12 protein-coding genes and 1 pseudogene are annotated in these 13711 nt (G+C 72.6%); 5 read left to right on the forward strand and 8 right to left on the reverse strand.

Annotated elements, in window-relative coordinates:
* Positions 1-5 precede the first annotated feature (5 nt).
* The 3 genes and pseudogenes from AB0M95_RS27095 to AB0M95_RS27105 form a co-directional block, all read right to left on the reverse strand.
* Positions 6-1450: pseudogene (locus AB0M95_RS27095) on the reverse strand (aspartate aminotransferase family protein).
* A 225-nt stretch (positions 1451-1675) separates the two neighbouring features.
* Positions 1676-3121: a HAMP domain-containing sensor histidine kinase gene (locus tag AB0M95_RS27100; protein WP_363770141.1), complete on the reverse strand. Its 1446-nt coding sequence runs from the start codon at positions 3119-3121 to the stop codon at positions 1676-1678.
* Positions 3111-3785 carry a response regulator transcription factor gene (locus tag AB0M95_RS27105; RefSeq protein WP_363770144.1) on the reverse strand — a complete coding sequence of 225 codons (675 nt, stop codon included), beginning with the start codon at positions 3783-3785 and terminating at the stop codon, positions 3111-3113. The genes AB0M95_RS27100 and AB0M95_RS27105 overlap by 11 nt, the downstream gene beginning before the upstream one ends.
* Before the next feature lie 213 nt (positions 3786-3998).
* Here AB0M95_RS27105 and AB0M95_RS27110 point away from each other — a divergent pair, with 213 nt between their 5' ends.
* The 3 genes from AB0M95_RS27110 to AB0M95_RS27120 are packed head-to-tail and all read left to right on the forward strand — an operon-like array spanning position 3999 to position 7178.
* Complete coding sequence (locus AB0M95_RS27110) at positions 3999-5195, forward strand: DUF2092 domain-containing protein (RefSeq protein WP_363770147.1); 1197 nt, start codon at positions 3999-4001, stop codon at positions 5193-5195.
* 44 nt (positions 5196-5239) lie between these two features.
* Positions 5240-6196 (forward strand): ABC transporter ATP-binding protein, encoded by a 957-nt coding sequence (locus AB0M95_RS27115; RefSeq protein ID WP_363770149.1) that lies wholly within the window; start codon positions 5240-5242, stop codon positions 6194-6196.
* Positions 6183-7178 (forward strand): ABC transporter permease, encoded by a 996-nt coding sequence (locus AB0M95_RS27120; RefSeq protein ID WP_363770152.1) that lies wholly within the window; start codon positions 6183-6185, stop codon positions 7176-7178. Before AB0M95_RS27115 ends, AB0M95_RS27120 begins: the two co-directional genes overlap by 14 nt.
* A 139-nt stretch (positions 7179-7317) precedes the next feature.
* Here the strand turns inward: AB0M95_RS27120 and AB0M95_RS27125 are convergent, their stop codons facing one another.
* Positions 7318-8097 (reverse strand): YcnI family protein, encoded by a 780-nt coding sequence (locus AB0M95_RS27125; RefSeq protein WP_363770155.1) that lies wholly within the window; start codon positions 8095-8097, stop codon positions 7318-7320.
* 293 nt (positions 8098-8390) lie between these two features.
* Positions 8391-8963, reverse strand: a complete 573-nt coding sequence (locus AB0M95_RS27130) for an MFS transporter (protein WP_363770158.1) — start codon at positions 8961-8963, stop codon at positions 8391-8393.
* Between the two features lie 191 nt (positions 8964-9154).
* Here AB0M95_RS27130 and AB0M95_RS27135 point away from each other — a divergent pair, with 191 nt between their 5' ends.
* The gene (locus AB0M95_RS27135) at positions 9155-9655 is read left to right on the forward strand and encodes a hypothetical protein (RefSeq protein WP_358514751.1); all 501 of its coding nucleotides are present in this window, start codon (positions 9155-9157) and stop codon (positions 9653-9655) included.
* Here the strand turns inward: AB0M95_RS27135 and AB0M95_RS27140 are convergent.
* Genes AB0M95_RS27140 through AB0M95_RS27150 form a run of 3 tightly spaced genes read right to left on the reverse strand, consistent with a single transcriptional unit; the run spans position 9649 to position 12042 of the window.
* Positions 9649-10476 carry an ATP-binding cassette domain-containing protein gene (locus AB0M95_RS27140; RefSeq protein WP_363770161.1) on the reverse strand — a complete coding sequence of 276 codons (828 nt, stop codon included), beginning with the start codon at positions 10474-10476 and terminating at the stop codon, positions 9649-9651. The two genes, AB0M95_RS27135 and AB0M95_RS27140, sit on opposite strands and share 7 nt — an antisense overlap.
* A 5-nt stretch (positions 10477-10481) precedes the next feature.
* Positions 10482-11288: an ABC-2 family transporter protein gene (locus AB0M95_RS27145; RefSeq protein ID WP_358514755.1), complete on the reverse strand. Its 807-nt coding sequence runs from the start codon at positions 11286-11288 to the stop codon at positions 10482-10484.
* Entirely contained in the window at positions 11281-12042 is a 762-nt protein-coding gene (locus tag AB0M95_RS27150) for an ABC-2 family transporter protein (RefSeq protein ID WP_363770164.1), read from the reverse strand. The genes AB0M95_RS27145 and AB0M95_RS27150 overlap by 8 nt, the downstream gene beginning before the upstream one ends.
* A 506-nt stretch (positions 12043-12548) precedes the next feature.
* On the opposite strand from AB0M95_RS27150, the gene AB0M95_RS27155 reads away from it, so the two are divergent.
* A complete protein-coding gene (locus AB0M95_RS27155) occupies positions 12549-13583 on the forward strand; it encodes an alpha/beta hydrolase (RefSeq protein ID WP_363770167.1) in 1035 nt (344 codons plus the stop codon).
* Positions 13584-13711: the final 128 nt, after the last annotated feature.

The raw sequence follows: 13711 nt of genomic DNA on the forward strand, positions 1-13711 counted from the left end.
GGGGCTCAGCCGTACAGGACCGACAGGAACCTGATCAGGATCGCCTCGCGGGTCGCGGCGGGCAGCGCGTCGAGCACCGTGTTGACCACCGCCATGTCCGGCCCGCCCGATCCGCCGAGGTCCACGCCGACCGACGCTGCCAGCTCGGCGAACGTCGCGTCGTCCAGCGCGTCCAGGTCCAGCGAGGCAAGGATCTCCGCCAGCCCGTCCGGCACCTTCGCCGGCCCTCTGCGCCGGGCGGCGGCGGCCGATTCGGCGATCACTTCCAGCATCGCCTCCACGCCCTTGAGCGTGACCCGGTGACCGTGACGTGCAGGTTCGCCGGAATGCCCGCGTAGGAGAGCTGCGGCTGCAGGAACCAGCCCCGCGCGCGGGCCTCGTCCGACAGCACGAAGACGTCGACGCCGTCGGTGCCGGTCGCACCGGTCGAGCCGGTGAACGCCACCAGCGACGCCTCCGGCTCGCCCAGCACGCGCAGGCCTGGGATCTCGCCGATGCCCTCGGCCAGCCTGCGCGTCGCCGCCAGCGTGTCGCGGGCGAGGCCGAGGTAGCCGTCCCGGCCGAGCGCGTTCAGCGTGGCCCAGGCGCCCGCGAGCGGGCCCGCCGACTTCGAGCTCTGCACGGTGGTGTTGATCACCGTGTACCCGGGCCAGGCGGCCGAGGCGAAGTACGCGGCGCGGCGCAGCGCCGGGTCGGCGAAGAGCACCACCGAGGCGCCCTTGGGGGCGTACCCGAACTTGTGCAGGTCGCAGGAGATGGACGTCACGCCCGGCACCGACAGGTCGAACGGCGGGACGGCGGCGCCCGCCCGGGCCAGCCATGGCAGCAGCCAGCCGCCCACGCAGGCGTCGACGTGGCACAGCACCCCGCGCTCCGCGGCCAGCGCGGCGATCTCGGCCACCGGGTCGACGACCCCCTGCGGGTACGACGGGGCCGAGACCACCACCAGCACCGTCTCGGGCGTGATCGCGGCGGCGACGGCGGCCGGGTCGGCGCGGAAGGTGACCGGGTCCACCTCCACCGGCGCGACCTCGGCGCCGAGGTAGTGGGCCGCCTTGTGGAAGGCCGGGTGGGCGGTGACCGGGACCACGATCCTGGGTCTGCCGGCGACCGGGCGCGCGTCCCGGGCCGCCTTCACCGCCAGCATGATCGACTCGGTGTCGCCGCTGGTGAAGATGCCCGGAGTGTGCGGCCCGCCGCCCAGGAGCTCCGCGACGGCCCCGACGACCTGCTTCTCCATGGCGACGACGCTCGGGAACGCCGTGGGGTCGAGGGTGTTGACCTCCAGCATCTCGAAGTACGCCCGGGCGGCCGCGTCGTGCACCTCCGGCCGGCCGGTGTCGTAGACGTAGGCGGTGACCTTGCCCCCGCGCACCTGCAGGTCGTCCCGCTTCAGCAGGGCGAGCTCGGCGAGGATGTCCTCGGCGGAACGGCCGTTCTCGGGAAGCACGTGGTTCTCCCTCGCTGCGTGAATGGCGCCGCCGGCACGCGGCTCCTCGCCGGACGGCCCCCAGAGCACGGGTGCGCCGCGTGGGTCGGCGAGGGACATTATCCCGCCCATCACCGTATGTGGGGCATGTGAGACATGGGCGGTGAGCGCGTCCCGGTCTACGAGGCGGCCGGGCACGCGGGGGTGCCGGACGGGCGAGCCGTTGGCGGCCGACCCGCCGGGGGGCTACGAGGGGTTCGGGCTGAGGGGCAGGCGGACCACGGCGCGCAGGCCGGGAGAGGCGTCCTCCAGGTGCACGGAGCCGCGATGGGCGCGGACGGTCTCGCGGACGATCGCCAGCCCCAGGCCCGCGCCGCCCTCGTCGCGGCTGCGCGCCCCGTCGAGCCGGGTGAACCTGTTGAACACGCGTTCCCGGTCGGCCTCCGGGATGCCCGGCCCGTCGTCGGCCACCGTGATCACGGCCTGCGCCCGCGTCGCCCGCAGCTCGACGGAGACCTTGGCGCTCGCGTGCCGCACGGCATTGTCGATCAGGTTGACCAGCACCCGGCCGAGGTCCAAGGCGTCGCCGTCCACGACCGCGGGCTCGGCCGCCGTCACGGTGACCACCTCGTCGTCGTAGCGGGCCGCCGTCACCCCCACCAGCTCGCCCAGGTCCACCGGCTGCCACCGGGCCGGACGGCGGCGCTCGTCCAGGCGGGCCAGCGTCAGCAGCCCCTCGGCCAGGCGGCTGAGGCGCAGCGTGTCCTCCAGGACGCCCTCGGCGGTCTCGCGCCAGTCCTGGCCGTCCGGATGGCCGAGCGCGACCTCCAGCTGCAGGCGGATGCTGGCGAGCGGGCTGCGCAGCTCGTGGGCGGCGTCGGAGATCAGCGCGCGCTGGGACGCGTCGGCGGCCTCCAGCCGGGCCAGCATGTCGTTCAGCGTCGTGGCCAGCTCGTGCACCTCGTCGCGCGCCTCCGGCACCGGCAGACGGCGTGCGCGCGCGGCCGCGCTGACCTCGGCCGCGCCCCGGCGCAGCGCCGTGATAGGCCGGAGTGTCCTGCCGATGATCAGCCAGCTCGCGGCGCCGAGCAGCACGAGCAGTATCGGCGTGCCGATGACGAGCATGTGGATGGTCGTGGTGAGGCTGTCGGCGACGTCCCTGAACGGCCGGGCGGCGATCACCGTGCGGCCGTGGTCGGCGCGCAGGACCACCACGCGCAGCGGGCCGGGGATGCCGTACGCGTCGCCGTCGACCGTGCGGCCCTGGTCGCCGGACGACTCGCGGCGGGGCGCGCGAGGGTCGGCGAGCGGCACCAGCCGGTCGGCGCCCGGGGTGACGTGGGTGATGCGGCCCTGGGCGTCCACGACCTGGACGATCGTGCCGTCGGCACCCGCGATCGGGTCCGACAGCCGCTCGTCGTCGGCCAGCGCGACGACCTCCCTGGCCCGCTGGTAGGCGACCGCGTCCGTGGACTGCATGAGCGCCCGCCCGAGCACGCCCACCAGCAGCGTGGCCGCCAGCGCGAGCGCCGCCGCCAGCGCGGCCGAGGCCGTCACGGTCAGCCTGAACCGCAGGCTCTTCCGCCGCCACCACGTCAGAGGCGACCGTGCGGCGCCCGGCGGCATCCGCCCCGCCTGGGCCGCCGCGCCATCGTCCCCATCATTGAGGGACGGAGACGGGTCAGCCGCCATCGCCCACCAGCCTGTAGCCGGCGCCGCGCACCGTCTGCAGGGCGTTGCGCCCGAACGGGGCGTCGATCTTTCTGCGCAGGTAGCCGACGTAGACCTCCACCACGTTGGGGTCGGTGTCGTAGGTGTCCCAGACGTGTTCGAGGATCTCGGTCTTGGACACGACCTCGCCGGGCCGGCGCAGGAGGAACTCCAGCAGCCCGAACTCGCGCGGCGTCAGCTCGATCGGGGTGTCGCCCCGCGCCACCGTGCGGCCCGCCGGGTCGAGGGTGAGATCGCCCGACCGCAGCACCGCCGGGCGACGGCGGGCGCCGCGCCGCATGAGCGCGCGCAGCCGCGCGACCAGGACCACGTAGGAGAACGGCTTGGTGAGGTAGTCGTCGGCGCCGAGGTCGAGGCCGTCGGCCAGGTCGTACTCGCCGTCCTTGGCCGAGAGCATCAGGATGGGCACCCAGTTCTCTTCGGCCCGCAGCCGCTTGCACACGTTGTAGCCCGACAGCCTGGGCAGCATGATGTCGAGCACGACGACGTCGTAGTCGCCCTCTCTGGCCAGGTGAAGTCCTTCCTCGCCGTCGTGGGCGAGGTCGACGGCGAAACCCTCGGCCGTCAGCCCGCGCCTGAGCGCTGCGGCCATCCGCCTCTCGTCCTCTACGACGAGCACGCGCATTCATACCCCCCTGTGTGGTGTCCCCCCATCTTGGCCTGTCCTCCCTGAGACCCGCCTGAGAGCCCCGGCAGCAGCCTCGTCCCCCGCCACCAGCGCGAACGGTCCCGGCGGGCCGAAGTCTGAGAGCCTTCTCAGCCTGTCTCAGCTTCGGCTCAGGACCCGGGCGGCAGTCTGCGTGGTGTCGGATCGAAGGACTTACCGTTGAGGAGTGACATGCAGTCCACGTGGAGAAAGGCGCGCGCCGTGAGGTGGGCCGTCCCCGTCGCGGCGTTCGTCATCGTGGGGGCCGCCGTCGGCGCCGGCCCCGTCATCGCCGCCGTCCAGGGCGACCCCACCCTTCCCGACCGCACCGCCGAGCAGTTGCTGGCCGAGGTCGTGAAGACCGCGCAGCACGAGCGGCCGCCCGCCATGTCGGGCACCGTCGTCGAGACCGCGTCGCTCGGCCTGCCCTCGCTGCCGCTGCCGTCGGGGACGAGCAGCTCGCCGCTGTCCCTGCTGTCCGGCTCGCACACGCTGAAGGTCTGGTACGGCGGCGACGGGCGGCTGCGGCTGGCCCTGCCGGGCCAGATGAGCGAGACCGACGTCATCTCCGACGGCAAGGGCTCGACCTGGCTGTGGGAGAGCGACACCAACACGGCCACCCGCTTCAGCCTCCCCGAGGACGTCAAGGGCGGCAAGGGCGAGGCCGCCGAGCCCCGGCACACGCCGCTGCCCACGGCCACCACCCCGCAGGATCTCGCGAACCAGCTCCTGAAGGCCGCGGACCAGAACACCGCCATCACCGTCGAGAACGGCCAGCACATCGCGGGCCGCGCCGCCTACCAGCTGGTGCTCACCCCCAAGGACTCCACGTCCCTGGTCGACCACGTCACCCTGGCGCTCGACGGCGAGACCTACATCCCGCTGCGCGTCCAGATCTTCGCCAAGGGCGCGCCCGAGCCCGCGTTCGAGATCGGCTTCACCCAGGTGTCGTTCTCGACGCCCGCGCCGGAGAACTTCGCGTTCACCCCGCCCGCCGGGGCCAAGGTCAAGGAGCAGAAGCCCGAGGCCGGGAAGCCCGGCGAGTCCTTGTCCGAGGGTGCCGAGCTCGGCCACGACCTCGCCGGTGGCGAGGCCGCCCGCGCGGGCGCGCGCAGCCACGGCAGCGGCTGGGGAACCGTCGCCGAGGTGCCGTTCTCGCTCGCCGACCTGTCCAAGCAGCAGAACGGCCGCGACGGCAACGGCCGCGGCGGCGACCCGGCTCAGTTGATCGAGTCGGTGCTCAAGTCCGCCCAGCGGGTCAGCGGGCCGTGGGGCAGCGGCAGGGTCATCAAGACCAAGCTGGTCTCCGTCCTGCTGACCGACGACGGCAGGCTGTTCGCGGGCGCGGTCACGCCCGAGGCTCTGGTCCAGGCGGCCGGCCGCAAGTGACGGTGATCACGGGGGAGGGGGCGCACGAGGCGGCGCCCCCTCGGGTGACCCACACCGAAGCCTCTCCCGGCGACTGCTCGATCGTCGCGCGCGGGCTCACCAAGCGCTTCCGCGGCGGCCAGGTCGCCGTGGACGATCTGCATCTGTCCGTGCCGCGCGGCTCGGTGTTCGGGTTCCTCGGCCCCAACGGGTCGGGCAAGACCACGACCATCCGCATGCTGCTCGGCCTCATCAGCCCCACCAGCGGCGCCTGCGAGGTGCTCGGCCGGCCGATGCCCGCCGGGCTGGCCTCCGCCCTGCCCAAGGTCGGCGCCGTCGTCGAGGGGCCGGCCTTCTACCCCTACCTTTCGGGCGAGGCCAACCTACTGCGGTACGACGCGGCCGACCCCAAGGCCGACCCGCGGACGGCCAGGCGGCGGGTGGGCGCCGCGCTGGACCGCGTCGGCCTCGGCGCGGCCGCCGGCAAGCGGTACCGCGCCTATTCGCTGGGCATGCGGCAGCGCCTGGCCATCGCCGGTGCGCTGCTCGGGCCGCGCGAGCTGCTGGTGCTGGACGAGCCGACCAACGGCCTCGACCCGCAGGGCACCCGCGAGGTCCGCTCGCTGATCAAAGAGATCGCCGCTGACGGCACCACCGTCTTCGTCTCCTCCCACCTGCTGGCCGAGGTCGAGCAGATGTGCACGGACATCGGCGTGATGCGGACCGGCCGCCTGGTGGCACAGGGGACGATCGCCGATCTGCGGGCCGGGCACGCGCCCCGCGTCCGCGTCGAGACCCCGCACCCGGCGCAGGCCGCGTCCGTGCTGCACCGGCTCGGGCTCGCGCGGGTGCACACCGGCGAGGACGCGGTCGAGGCAGAGCTCGGCGACCACGCGCCGGAGGTCGTGAACGCCGAGCTGGTCGGGGACGGCGTCGCCGTGCGCGGCTTCACGGTGGTCCGGCCCAGTCTTGAAGAGCTGTTCGTCGGCCTGACGGGAGAAGGTTTCGATGTCGACGGTTGAGACCGAGAACACCGCCTCGTCCACACCGGGGCCCGCGAACGCGGCCCCCGAGCGGGCAGGCGCGCCGGCGCCGGGCGCCGCATTCCCATCCCCGCCCGCTCCCGCACAGACCACCTCCTCCCCCGCCGGGGGAGGGAGCCGGGATCGGCTCGTCGCGTCACCGGGTGCGGTGCGGGCGGTGCTGCGGTTGATCAGGTCCGAGCTGGGGCTCACCTTCCGCCGGCCGCGCAACATCGCGATGTTGATCATGCTCGCCTGCGTGCCCGTGGTGATCGGCATCGCGCTGAAGGCGTTCGGCTCCGACGACGAGACGCCCACGCTCGTCACGCAGGTCGCGGGCAACGGGCTGATGCTGACCTTCCTGGCGATGTCGCTGCTGGTCCAGCTTCTGCTGCCGCTGGCCGTCGGCGTGGTCGCGGGCGACTCGATCGCCGGTGAGGCGAATGCCGGCACTCTGCGCTACCTGCTCACCGCCCCCGCGGGGCGCACCCGCCTGCTGGCGGTCAAGGCCGTCAACATCGCGGTCTTCGGGCTGGCCGCCTGCGCGGTGGTCGCCGCCTCCGCCCTGATCGCCGGCCTGGTCATGTTCCCCGTGGGCCCGGTCACCCTGCTCTCGGGCACGACGGTGCCGATCATGGACGCGATGCTGCGCGTCCTGATCGTCACGGCGTACAGCGCCGTGGGCATGGCGGCGCTCGGCTTCGTGGGCCTGGCGGTGTCGACGCTCACCGAGGTGCCGATCGGCGCGGTCGCGGCGACGGTCGTCACCGTGGTGTTCTCGCAGGTCATCGGGGCGATCCCGCAGCTCGCGCCCGTGCGTCCCTATCTGCTGACCACCTGGTGGTCGTCCTTCGACGGGGCCCTGCGCGACCCGATCGCGACCGACGTGATGGGCCAAGGGTTACTCGTCTTCGCCGCGTACGCGCTGGTCTTCGGCGCGATCGCCTGGGGCCGCTTCTCCGGCCGCGACATCACGAGCTGACCACCACACCCGGCACTCGGCCCCCAGCCGTCGGCGGAGAACTCGGCCCCGGCGGCGGGTGCCTGGTCCGGTGCGCCGTAACACGCCGGACCATGGCACCTCTCGCCTGCCTGCTCGGCTCTCCGGCGGCGGAGTGGGGTCAGCCTTGGGAGGTGGAGCGGCCGCGGCGGAATCCGGCGACGCCGATCGCCGCGCCGACCACGCCGACCACGATGCCGATGCCGGCCAGCAGGCGGGCGGTCCCGTCCGAGGCCGCGTCCTCGGTGCCGGAGGCCGCGTGGGCCTGCATGGTGACGGCGGGGTCGGCCGAGGACGACGCGGAGGCCGCGGCGGAGGCGCCGGGGGCGGCCATGCCGCCGTGCTCGTCGGTGGCGCCGGGGGCCGGGTCGACCAGCTTCAGGGTGGGAACGGGGTGCTCGGCCTCGGAGCCGTCGGCCTTCGGCTCGTCCGCCCACTTCACGACCTCGCCGCTGGAGTAGGTCTGGGCGGTCGGGAACAGAAGCTGGTCGGTGTCCGTGGGCAGGCCGCCCAGCGACACCTCGAACTCCTGGAACTGGCCCGGCTCGATCTTCCCACCGGTCCAGGTGATCTTGGTCACGGCTTCGGTGATGTCGCCGTACTTGGACGGGACCGGCTTGGGCAGCTTGCTCTGGGTGACGTCGGCCTTCCAGCCGGGAACCGGCCGCACCGAGACGAACGGCAGCGGGTGGTCGGTGGGGAACTCGATCTCCAGCTTGGTGGTCGAGGCGTCGTCCCGCTCGTTCGGCACGCGGAAGGCGACCTTGGAGAAGCTTCCCTTCTCGACGGATCCAGGCTGGATGGTGACGTGGGCCAGCGCGGGCAGGGCCAGGCCCAGGGTGAGGGCGAGCGCGCCGGCGGTGACGGCGACTGCGCGGCGTGCGACGGTGGTGAATGACATGGGGATCTCCACTTTGTTATGAGAAAAGCCGGAACGAGCGCGAGCGCCGCCGGACCATCCGTCACCATGGCCGGGATCGGCCCACGATCCCTCGAAGGGACGCGAGGACGGATCCCCTGCCGGATGTGCGTACCTCCGGGCTGCGGGACGGGCCGTCCGCCATGGTCCGCGGCCATGTGCGGCCACGCCCTCTCGCACGCGTCCGTGGCGTGTACGGCGGGGGAGGACGTGCGTGCGCGCCGGCGTGGGCGTGCGAGGACTGCCGCCGGTGGACGTGGGGGACGACGGACGGGTCAGGAGGCGGCGGGAAGTGGAGGGCCGCGCCTTCGGACACTGTGACGCAGCTCCCGCCGGACAGGGGCGGGCGTGAGGTGACCGGCGGCTCCCCGACGGGACCACCGGCGGACGGGCGTGGCCCGCAGTACGGTCAGCAGGCGGCGCGCCCGGCGCACGGCGAGCGTGCCGAGGCGGCGCAGCATCGACCAGAGCGCGGCCTCCCCCCGGGCCAGCCACCAGCCGGTGATCAGCGTGGCGGTCAGGTGGGCGATCACCATGCCGAGGTCGGCGCCGAGGCTCTGCCGGTGCCCGAGGTGGACCTGCAGCTCCGACCCGTCGCCGCTGGCGGCGCCGAACAGCAGGTGCAGGAACACCTGGGTGCCGACCAGGAAGCCGATGACCGTCTGCGGAGAGCGCTCGCGCCCGGCGATGATCGTCGCCAGGGCGGTGACGGCGGCCGCTCCACCCGCCACCGCCCACGACGCGGGACCCGACCCGCCGGCGGCACGGTGGCCGAGCACGGCGAGCGAGACGCAGACGACCGTGAAGGCGGCCGACCGCGCGAGGCGCAGGGGCAGGCGGGCACGCATGACGCCCACATCGTGCCATGGCCCGGGGCCGCCTGTCCCGTCGGACCTCGTCCTATATTCCAGGCTATGGCGGGATCTGGTCTGTCTTGTGGGGATATTTTAGTGGACCTGAACCAACGCCTGCCGTTATAGGAGTTTTGTCGATACTGTTGCCCGCGTTCGCAGATTGAGTGAAGCGCGAGGTGGAGACCATGCGGCACTTTCTCGGACTGCTGCTCGGTGTCGTCGTCACGGCGGTCATCCTCGCGGGCGCCGGGTGGGCCTCGCAGGACGCGGTCCGCGGCATGCTGAGCGTGACGGGTGGTGCCGTGGTCGACCCGGTGCGCGACACCAAGGCGCTCGTCGGCATCGGCGCCATGCTCGTGGTCGGTCTCCTGTTCGGCCTGGTCGTCGCGGGCCGGGTCTCGCCCCTGGCGACCTTCGTGCCGTCCATGGCGCTGCTGGCGTGGACCGTCATCTACGCGCTGGACGTGAACCGGGCGCTGGGCCTGGCCCCCACCGACCCCTCGCTGGACCCGATGATCGTCCAGGCGGGCAAGGGCATGCAGGACCTGCTGTCCCGGGGCGTCTTCGCGCTGCTCGGCATCGCGTTGTTCGTCCCGGTGCTCATGCCCACCCGGTGGACGGGCCGGCGCGACGACGCGGACGACGACTACGAGGAGGGCACCGAGACCTCCGAGGCGTACTACTGACCCCGGACCCCGTCGGCCTCGGTGAGGTCCGGGGGCGCAGTCAACGCCGTGCCCGCGGTGCGGGTGTAAAGCCGGGTGACCACGTCCTCGATCGACGTCTCCTCCGGGACGAGGGCCCGGAGGTCGTCCAGGGTGCCGTCGAAGGCGAGCCGGCCGTGGTCGATCAGCATCACCCGGCGGCAGAGCCGTTCGATGTCGCCGAGGTCGTGGGTCGTGAGCAGGACGGTCGTGCCGCGCTCGGCGTTGAGCCCGCGCAGGAACTCGCGCACCGCCGCCTTGCTGACCACGTCGAGCCCGATGGTCGGTTCGTCCAGGATCAGCACCGGGGGATCGTGCAGCAGCGCCGCCGCGATGTCGCCGCGCATCCGCTGCCCCAGGCTGAGCTGCCGGACGGGTTTGTCCAGGAACGACCCCAGCTCCAGGACGTCGGCCAGCTCGGCGAGCCGTTCCCGGTGCTGTACCTGATCTACTTTGTAAAGGTGCCGGATCAGGGTGAAGCTGTCCTTGAGCGGCAGATCCCACCACAGCGTCGTCCGCTGCCCGAACACCACCCCCACGCGCCGCGCCAGCGCCGTACGGCGCCGCGAGGGGTCCAGGCCCGCCACCCGGACGCGCCCCGCGCTCGGCGCGAGGATGCCGGTCAGCATCTTGATCGTCGTGGACTTGCCCGCGCCGTTCGGCCCGAGGTAGCCGACGAACTCCCCGGCGGCCACCTGGAAGGACAGGTCGCTGACGGCGTGCACGACCTGCCGTTCCCTGCGGAGCAGGCCCTTCCTGCGGGTCACCGTGAAGGTGCGGGCGGCCCCGTCTACTTCGATCATGTGGTTCAACTCCCCGTGGAGCGGTAGCGGCGCAGGCCGGCCCGCCATGCCCATGCCGCGGCGCACGCGAGCGTGAGCGCGGCGACCGGGCCGGCGAAGCGCAGCCAGTACGGCAGGCCGAGCGGATCGGGCCGGTCCAGGACGTACAGGCCCGGCTGCCAGTTGACGAAGGCCAGCGGCACGATGAATGTCACGGCCCGCACCAGTTCGCCCCCGTACACGCTGAGCGGGTACTGCGTGAGCTGGCCGCCGCCGTAGGTGAAGGCGTTGGCGATCTCGGGCGCCTCCGTGAGCAGGAACTGCAACGCGCCGCCGAACGTCCAGAGCGCCGTGAACAGGACGATGCCGCACAGCACCATGAGCGGGATCATCCACGCGCGCTGCCACGGCACGTGCAGCTGTGCCAGGGCGATGGCGAGGACGGTCGCCGCCTGGAGCACGCGCCCGACGCGCTGGAAGGCGAACCGGTCGACGGCCATCTGGACGAACGGGCTGACCGGCCGGATCAGCATCGTGTCGAAGGTGCCGGCCCTGACGTGCTGGCCCAGCTTGTCGACGTTGCCGAACAGCATGTCGGCGAGCGCGAACGAGACCCCGGCCGTCCCGTACAGGAACATCACCTCGGGCAGGGTGAACCCGCCGAGGGAGCCGGTGTGCACGAAGATCACCGCGATGGCGGCCAGGTCGAGCCCGGTGACCACGAACGAGCCGGCCGTTATCATGATCATCGACGCGGGGTACTGCGCGGCGGCGCGGATCCAGGTGGCGGCCAGCAGGACATAACTCCTGGCCATGCCGAGCACCTCACCCACCCTGGATCACCACCTTGCGGCGCGCGGAGCGGGTGACCAGGGCTCCCGCGGCGAGTAGGACGGCGGCCCACATCGCCTGGAACGCCAGGGCGCCGGCGACGTCCGTTTTGCCGAGGTAGACGTCCGCGGGCACCTGGACCATCGCGGACCAGGGGAGCGCCCGTGTGAACGTGCCGAACCAGCCGGGCATCAGGTTCAGCGGCAGCACCATGCCGCTGAAGAAGGTCGTCATGACCAGGGACAGTTGCAGCAGGCCCCGGTCGTCGACGATCCAGCACGTGGCCATGGCCAGCAGGTAGCGCAGGCCGAAGCTGACGACGACGCCGAGGATCATCGAGACGAGGAACCAGGCCCAGCCGGACGCGTGGGCGGGGAACGTGACGCCGAACAGCGCCGCGCCGATCAGCACGGGCGGGACGCTCCTGACGATGAACAGATAGGCGGCGCGGCCGAGGTCGTCGGCGAGGGTCCAGAGCTGGAGCGAGGCGGGGCGCAGCAGGTCGAGGGCGACGTCGCCGGTGCGCACCCGCCCGGCGAGGTCGAGGGCGCCGCCGAACACCTGCATGGGCCCGATGAACGCCTGGGTCAGGAAGCAGAAGGTGACCGCGTCGGCGACGTCGTACCCGGCGAGGCCGGGCCTGGCGTGCCACAGGGCGATCAGCACGTAGGCGCGCAGAACTCCGAAGATCGTGTTGGTCAACGCTCCGGCGAAGGCGGCGGCCCGGTAGACGGCGTGCCGGCGGAAGCCGAACATGAAGATCGTCGCATAGAGGGGGAAGGTCGGGCACCTCCTGGTAGCGGGCCGGCAGCGGGTCGCAACGGATTCTAGAGGCGCCCCCACCGGGTCGGCCTTCCATTTGTGGCCAGGTGTTTCCTCCCGGCGGCCCGGTGCGTTCGGCCCAGGCCTCACCCTGGAGCGGACGGCTGGGACGGCGGGGCGCTCTCAGGCGCCGCCGGTCTGGGCCAGGACGGGCTCGATGAGCTTTACGGCGGGACCGGCTGGGGGAACGGTGTGCGCAGGTCGAGGGCGATGTGGGTGACGCCGACGCCGATCAGTTCGAGCCGGTCCCAGAGCCGCGCGTGTTCGATCAGGGTTCGGGGGGAGGTGGGTCGGTGGTCAAGGGCGAGTGTCGGGGTGGTGGTTCACGTAACGGCAGGTAGATCTCTTGGGAAACGCTCGACAAAGGAAGTAACGTCCATGTAAACCGGGTTATATCGCCTGGTAGATAGGCTGCCGCGCGGATCGGGCAGGAGGTACACGTGCAGCAGGAGATCGACGTGGACGTCCACCCCGTATACCCCCTCAGTTGGCGCGCCAGCGCGTTCAACGGCCTGCTACGCGGCACGACCAAGCCTATGTCGGCCATCCTGCTGCGGCACACCGTCGGCATGACCGTCCTCGCGCGTATCGCCGCGCTGGGGGAGCGGCTGCCGCGGCTCGCGCCGTCCGAGGTCGAGATCGTCAGGGACGGAGACGACGCCTGCGGCTCGGAGTGGATCCGAGCCGGGCAGGGGCTGGACGAGCGCAAGGTGCTGCTCTACTTCCACGGCGGCGCCTACTTCTTCTGCTCCCCGGCCACGCACCGGCCGATCACCTGGCGCCTGTCCACCGTGGCCCGGCGCCCGGTGTTCGCCTATGACTACCGTCAGGGCCCCGCGCACACGCTCCGGGAGTCGCTCTCCGACGCCCTCGGCGCGTACCAGGGCCTGCTTGACCAGGGGTACGACGCCCAGGACATCGTGATCGCGGGCGACTCGGCGGGCGGGCACCTGACCCTCGCCACCCTGCTGGCCCTGCGCGACCAGGGGACGCCGCTGCCCGCGGCCGCGATCTGCCTGTCGCCGTGGGCCGATCTGTCGGAGTCGCGGCGCAACTCCAACCGCTGGGTGGACCCGATCGTGCCGGCCGGCCGCGTGGACTGGCTCGCCCGCCGGTGGACGGCCGGCCTCGACCGCCGCGACCCGCTGGTATCGCCGGTGTTCGGCGACTACACGGGGCTGCCGCCGCTCATGGTGGTCACCGGCTCCACCGAGGTCCTGCGGGACGAGGGCCGCCGCGTGGCCCTCCAGGCGCGCAGGGCCGGGGTGAAGGTGACCTACGAGGAGTGGCACCGGATGCCGCACGCGTTCCCGATCCTCGCCGACGTGGTCCCCGAGGCCCGGCTGGTCTTCCGCCACATCGAGCGCTTCCTCCACGCCGTGACCGGCACCTCCGGCGCGACCCACGCCGCACTGGATCCAGCCGCACTGGATCCCGCCGCGCCGGATCCGTCCTCGGGCTCGGCCGCCGCGTGAGGCGTTCCCCGGCGGACTGAGCCGTTCCCCGGCGTACGCCTGCGAACGGTCAGGACCGCCGCCGGGGCGCGTACCGGGCACCTCAGCAGTCACACCGATCTCAGCGGGCACTGGAATTCCTTACCTTC

The sequence above is a fragment of the Sphaerisporangium sp. NPDC051017 genome (genome assembly GCF_040683095.1).
Lineage (GTDB): Bacteria > Actinomycetota > Actinomycetes > Streptosporangiales > Streptosporangiaceae > Sphaerisporangium.